The sequence below is a fragment of the Microbacterium umsixpiens genome (assembly GCF_053543675.1).
The window spans coordinates 5,030-9,600 of sequence record NZ_JBLVOH010000111.1; the positions used below are offsets into that span (position 1 = coordinate 5,030).

Annotated in this window: 4 protein-coding genes; all 4 read right to left on the reverse strand. The window is 66.7% G+C overall.

Annotation, left to right across the window (positions count from 1 at the left end; genetic code table 11):
* Nucleotides 1–27: 27 nt before the first annotated feature.
* Nucleotides 28–1,332 carry a dihydroorotase gene (locus tag ACNPM4_RS11100; RefSeq protein ID WP_400858534.1) on the reverse strand — a complete coding sequence of 435 codons (1,305 nt, stop codon included), beginning with the start codon at nucleotides 1,330–1,332 and terminating at the stop codon, nucleotides 28–30.
* Nucleotides 1,329–2,294 carry an aspartate carbamoyltransferase catalytic subunit gene (locus ACNPM4_RS11105; RefSeq protein WP_448985742.1) on the reverse strand — a complete coding sequence of 322 codons (966 nt, stop codon included), beginning with the start codon at nucleotides 2,292–2,294 and terminating at the stop codon, nucleotides 1,329–1,331. Before ACNPM4_RS11105 ends, ACNPM4_RS11100 begins: the two co-directional genes overlap by 4 nt.
* A complete protein-coding gene (gene pyrR / locus ACNPM4_RS11110; protein ID WP_448985743.1) occupies nucleotides 2,291–2,821 on the reverse strand; it encodes a bifunctional pyr operon transcriptional regulator/uracil phosphoribosyltransferase PyrR in 531 nt (176 codons plus the stop codon). The genes ACNPM4_RS11105 and pyrR overlap by 4 nt, the downstream gene beginning before the upstream one ends.
* An 84-nt stretch (nucleotides 2,822–2,905) precedes the next feature.
* On the reverse strand, nucleotides 2,906–4,483 hold the full coding sequence (locus ACNPM4_RS11115) for a Rieske 2Fe-2S domain-containing protein (protein WP_105709954.1): 1,578 nt from the start codon (nucleotides 4,481–4,483) through the stop codon (nucleotides 2,906–2,908).
* Nucleotides 4,484–4,571: the final 88 nt, after the last annotated feature.

The following is a 4,571-nucleotide window of genomic DNA, read 5'->3' on the forward strand; positions in this document are numbered from 1 at the left end:
TGATCGCGACGGCGAGATCCCGAGCGCTCATGCGCCGAGCTCCTCGACGACGCTGCCGCCGTCGACCGTGAGGACGCCCCCGTGGATCGTGTACTCGACCCGTCCGGGAAGAGCCCTGCCGAGGTACGGCGAGTTCACACTGCGGCCGTGCAGATCCGCTTCGGTGAAGACGCCGTCGACGGAGGCGTCGTAGAGCGTGATCTGCGCCGGCTGACCGACCTCGAGCGGAGTGCCGTGACCGGCGAGGCTGCCGATACGCGCCGGCGTCGCACTCATCACCCGTGCGACATCGGACCACTCCAGCAGCCCGGTCTGCACCATCGACTGGTGCACGACGCGCAGCGCGCTCTCGAGGCCCACCATGCCGTTCGCGGCAGCCTGCCACTCGCACGCCTTGTGCTCGCTCGGGTGCGGGGCGTGGTCGGTGGCCACGATGTCGATGGTGCCGTCGGCGAGGCCCTCGCGCACGGCGAGCACATCCTCTTCCCGGCGCAGCGGCGGGTTGACCTTGTACCGCGCGTCGTATCCGCGCACCAGCTCGTCGGTCAGCAGCAGGTGGTGCGGGGTGACCTCGGCCGTGACATCGATGCCGCGCTTCTTGGCCCAGCGGATGATGTCCACCGACCCCGCGGTCGAGAGGTGGCACACGTGCAGGCGCGAGCCGACATGCTCCGCGAGCAGCACGTCGCGGGCGATGATCGACTCCTCGGCGACGGCGGGCCAGCCTGCGAGGCCCAGCTCTGCCGAGACCGTGCCCTCGTTCATCTGGGCGCCCTCGGTGAGGCGGGGATCCTGCGCGTGTTGGGCGATGACTCCCCCGAAGGACTTCACATACTCCAGCGCACGGCGCATGATCAGCGGGTCGAACACGCAGAAGCCGTCGTCGCTGAAGACGCGGACCTGCGCGCGGGAGGTCGCCATGGCGCCCAGCTCGGCGAGACGCTCGCCCTTCTGGCCGACGGTGACCGCGCCGATGGGCTGCACGGTGGCGTAGCCGGCTGCTTCACCGAGGGCGAGCTCCTGCTCGACCACACCCGCGGTGTCGGCGACCGGCGAGGTGTTGGGCATGGCGAAGACGGCCGTGAAGCCGCCGGCGGCCGCAGCCCTCGTGCCGGTGAGGATCGTCTCGGACGCTTCGTAGCCCGGCTCGCGCAGATGCGTGTGCAGGTCGACGAGTCCGGGCAGCGCGACGAGTCCCGCCGCGTCGACGACGCGGGCGCCGGAGCGGCTCAACCCGCTGCCGATCTCGGCGATCCGGCCGTCCTCGATGATGATGTCGGCGCTCTCGGCACCGAGAAGCTGCGCACCGGTGATGACGAGGGTCTCGTTCACAGGTCTCCCCCTCGTTCGTCGTCTCGTTCTCCTGCCAGCAGCAGGTACAGCACCGCCATACGGACGGAAACCCCGTTCGTGACCTGTTCCAGCACCGTCGAACGGGGGGAATCGGCTGCTTCCGAAGAGATCTCCAGTCCCCGGTTCATGGGTCCGGGGTGCATCACAATGCTACCGCCCGGAAGAGCCGCCACACGCCGTGCGTCCAGGCCCCAGCGTCGGGAATACTCCCGCTCAGTCGGGAAATACGCGGCGTTCATCCGTTCGAGCTGGATGCGCAGCATCATCACCGCGTCCGGCTCCTCCGACAGCGCCTGATCGAGGTCGTACACGACGCGGACCGGCCAGAGCGAGACGTTCTGGGGAACCAGCGTCGGTGGAGCCACCAGCGTGACTTCGGCACCGAGCGTGGTGAGCAGCCAGACGTTCGAGCGGGCGACCCGTGAGTGCAGGACGTCGCCCACGATCACGACGCGCATTCCGCTCAGGTCCTGGCCGCGGCTGTCGGCGCCGAACCGACGCTTGCGGATGGTGAAGGCGTCGAGCAGAGCCTGGGTCGGATGCTCATGGGTGCCGTCACCGGCGTTCACCACCCCCGCCGATATCCACCCGCTGGTCGCGAGGGTCTGCGGTGCACCGGAGCCCGGGTGACGGACCACCACCGCGTCTGCGCCGATCGCCTCGAGCGTCTGCGCGGTGTCCTTCAGGCTCTCGCCCTTCGAGACGCTGGAGCCCTTCGCGGCGAAGTTGATGACATCGGCGGAGAGTCGCTTGGCTGCGGCTTCGAACGAAATGCGCGTGCGCGTCGAGTCCTCGAAGAAGAGGTTGACGACCGTCTTGCCCCGCAGGGTCGGGAGCTTCTTGACCTCGCGCGACTGTGTGTCGGACATGTCTTCGGCGACGTCGAGGATGCGCAGGGCAGTGGTCCTGTCGAGGGTGCGTGTGTCGAGGAGGTGTCTCATTCGCCGATCGTCACCTCCTCGGCCCCGTCGTTCTCGAGGAGGCGCACGTTGACCCGTTCGGTGCGGGCGGAGGGGATGTTCTTGCCGATGAAGTCCGGCCGGATCGGAAGCTCACGGTGCCCACGGTCCACGAGGATCGCGAGGCGCACGACGGCGGGGCGTCCGATGGACTGGATCGCGTCGAGAGCGGCGCGGATGCTGCGACCGGAGAAGAGCACGTCGTCGACGAGGACGACGGTCTTGCCGTCGATGCCGCCGACCGGGATCTCGGTCGGCTGCGGAGAACGGGTCGGGTGCTTGGCGAGGTCATCGCGGAACAGCGTGACATCGAGCGATCCGACCGGCACGGACTGCTGTGCGATCTCGCTGATCAGCAGACCGAGGCGCTGGGCGAGAGTGACGCCCCGGGTCGGAATGCCCAGCAGGACGAGGTTCTCGGCGCCTCGATTGGACTCGAGGATCTCGTGCGCGATCCGGGTCAGCGCTCGTGAGATGTCGGCTTCGTGCAGCACAGTGCGCATGCTCATCGGCCGCTCCCTTCTCCGCCTCACAGGACGGTGTTAAAGGTTGCTTGTCATGCCAGTGTATCGGAGCGATGAGGCTCCCGAGGGTCAGCTGGCCTCTTGCAGCACCGGGTCTGTGACGTCGTCGATCTTCGACGAACGGATCGCGTGACCGGCGGTGGAAAGGCAGCGCCCGGTCTTCAGATCCCACTTCCAGTCGTGCATGCTGCACGTGAGGATGCCGTCTTCGTCGACCGTGCCGGTGCGGGTGAGGTCTGCGCGCAGGTGCGGGCAGCGACGCTGAACGACCCAGTCGCCGATCTCGGTGTCTTCGGTCTGGTCGGTCTGCTCCTGGTACCAGTTCTCGACGTACTCGATGCGATCGACCGACAGGCACTTGAGGAACGTGGTCAGGAACTCGTTGAACTTGCCGCTGCGGCCCACGGAGAACTGCATCGAGAGGAAGATCGAGTTCGACCAGTCGATCTCGTGGTCGACGATGTTGGTCGACACCAGATCGGCGGGGATGGTGTACCAGTACACGCACTCTTCGCCCGCGTACTCGCGGACCTTCGCGCGCGGGAAGTCCACGACCATGTCGAGTTCGCCGATGCGGAAGCGCACGCAGCCACCGACGCCGAGCCGGATCGTGCGGGACTTCTTCAGCAGCGGCTCCCACCACGTCTTGAGGGCTTCGAGCATCTCCGCAGGCGGGATGATCTCGGCGCGAGAGGCCTCCTCATCGCGGATCTCCTGCTGTCGGCTCGCGCGCTGCTCCTCGAGGTAGTCCCACTTCTCATCGAAGATGTGCGCGATCTCGGCCTCGGTGTAGAGGGTCTGCTCACTCGTGACTGCTCCCCCATCGACCGTGACCACGGTGCCGGGGATGAAGAGCTGGCCGTCGTACTGCGGCGCGAGTTCCTTCATGTGCGCGAGGAACTGCTTCTGATCCGTGAAGATAGACTCGCCGTTCTTGCCGAGCCCGTTGAAGTCGAACAGGTCGTCGCGGAGGAACATGGGCGGGCCGGCCATCGGGAAGACGTGCGGGGCGTCGACCTTCTCGATGTAGTACATGGCCCGCTTGTTCTGCGCCTCGCGCTTGAGCCGAGCGAAGTTCTGCTTGGCATCCAGCGGCAGGTCGTAGACCATGGGCCACCAGATCGCACCGGAGACCTGGGTGAAGTACGCGTCGGGCTTCCCGAAATCGAGCAGCTTCTCGAGGTCGAGCGGGTGCGAGTCGTTCTGGTTGAGCACCGAGCCGGTACCGTCGTCGACGCTCAGGGAGGAGTCACCGATCGGACCGTCGCTGGGCGCGCGCAGCGGTGTGATCATCATCTTGAGCTCACCACGCTCGATGACCCGACCGGCGGGCGCGTAGGTGATGTTCGTGTAGCCGAGGGCCCGGATGTCCTTCTCGAGGTCATCGGTCGGGTACTCCGGAAGAAGCACCTCGATGTCCTTGCGGATGTAGCGCTCGAGCAGCTTCGGGTCGAAGTGGTCGCGGTGGCGGTGCGAGATCCAGAGGAAGTCGGCCTCACGCCCGAAACGCTCCCAGTCGAGCCCTCGGTTGTCGGGGAACGGGAACCAGGATCCGTAGAAAGAAGGCCCGAGGACCGGGTCGCAGATGATGTTCCCGCCCAAGGTCTCGATGAACATCCCGGCGTGGCCGAGTCCCGTGATCCGCATTGCATTCCTCCCGAAAGTGAACCGTTCGATTGTACCGAGGGCTCCCTGTGGGCCCGGTCGACCTCGCCGTGAGTATTCCGGTCAGGCG